General features: G+C 68.6%; 3 protein-coding genes. 1 reads left to right on the top strand and 2 read right to left on the bottom strand.

Features of this window, described 5'->3' with window-relative positions; all coding sequences use genetic code 11:
• The first annotated feature begins 235 nt into the window (after positions 1 to 235).
• On the top strand, positions 236 to 586 hold the full coding sequence (locus J5X75_RS43775; protein WP_208473642.1) for an STAS domain-containing protein: 351 nt from the start codon (positions 236 to 238) through the stop codon (positions 584 to 586).
• Positions 587 to 623: 37 nt separating this feature from the next.
• Here J5X75_RS43775 and J5X75_RS43770 read toward each other — a convergent pair whose 3' ends face one another.
• Positions 624 to 968: an STAS domain-containing protein gene (locus J5X75_RS43770; RefSeq protein ID WP_208473641.1), complete on the bottom strand. Its 345-nt coding sequence runs from the start codon at positions 966 to 968 to the stop codon at positions 624 to 626.
• Between the two features lie 67 nt (positions 969 to 1,035).
• Positions 1,036 to 1,132: transposase (locus tag J5X75_RS43765; RefSeq protein WP_208467988.1), on the bottom strand; the 97-nt coding region annotated here is incomplete at its 5' end.

Genomic DNA, 1,132 nt, shown 5'->3' with positions numbered 1-1,132 from the left:
AGCTTGGCGCGTCGCAAAACAATCTCCCCCGTTTGTCCGGCACGTTGTCGGCCGGGCATGGGAAAGAGATTCCAGGGCGGGCGTTGCACCTCCAGTGCCCGAACCGGTGCCGGGCGGTTGCGACCGTTCAGGCCCCGGGGCGAACGACTCGCCACGGGTAATCGACCACGAGAACGCCGGGTTTACCGAATCGCCCCGAGAGGCGCGGAGAGTCGATCACCGTTACGGTCGGGGGATGTCCACCAGCACTTTGATCACGTACGAGACCAGCGACGACGGCGTCACCCTGCGTGCCGCGCTATCCGGGGAACTGGATCTCGCGGACGCCGACGCGGTCCGCGACGACCTGACGGCGGCCGCGCAGGCGTCCGCGTACCGGTTCCTGCGGATCGACGTCTCCGACGTGACCATGATCGACTCGTACGCGCTGGGCGCCCTGGTCAGTGTCCGTAACGCCGCCGCCGGAGCCGGTGTCGCCGTGACCCTGGTGAACCCGTCGCCGCCGGTACTCAAGGCGATCCAGGTGACCGGGCTGGCCGAGGTCTTCGGGCTACCTCCGCTGGACCCGGATGGACGTCCCCGCTGACCACAGGTCCGCCGGCCCACCCGGCGCCGGCCGGCCGTCAGCGGGCGGGGACGTCGCGTTCGGTGGTGACGGCCAGGCTCCGGTGGACTCCGCTGATCCGGAGCACCTGGTAGACGTAGCCGGTGGCGTTGACGACCCGGAAGCCGCGGCCTCTCTCGAGGGTGGCCTGGCATCCGCGCAGCAGGGCCCGGACACCGCCGGCGGAGAGGAAGGTGACGCGCCGCAGGTCGACGACGACCGTTGACACGTCGAGGTGTTCGGCGGCGTTGATGATCACGTCGATCAGGGCTTCGCTGGTGTCCTCGTCCAGTTCGCCGGCGATCGCCAACCGGTGAACGCCCGCCCCGTCATCGCGCTTCGTCACGGCGAATGGCGTCACCATCGGAGTCTCCTGATTCAGCAGTTCATAAGGCGGGAATCCCGGCCGTTCACGGCCGGGAGGAACGCCGTCACCCACCTGGACGTTTCTGGTTTTCGATGTATTCGCGGACGACCGCGAGTGGTGCGCCGCCGCACGATCCGGCGAAGTATGACGGCGACCAGAGG

The organism is Actinoplanes flavus, from assembly GCF_017592555.1.
Lineage (GTDB): Bacteria > Actinomycetota > Actinomycetes > Mycobacteriales > Micromonosporaceae > Actinoplanes > Actinoplanes flavus.
The sequence above is the reverse complement of the archived record's forward strand: the minus strand, read 5'-3'. Positions and strand labels throughout refer to the sequence as shown.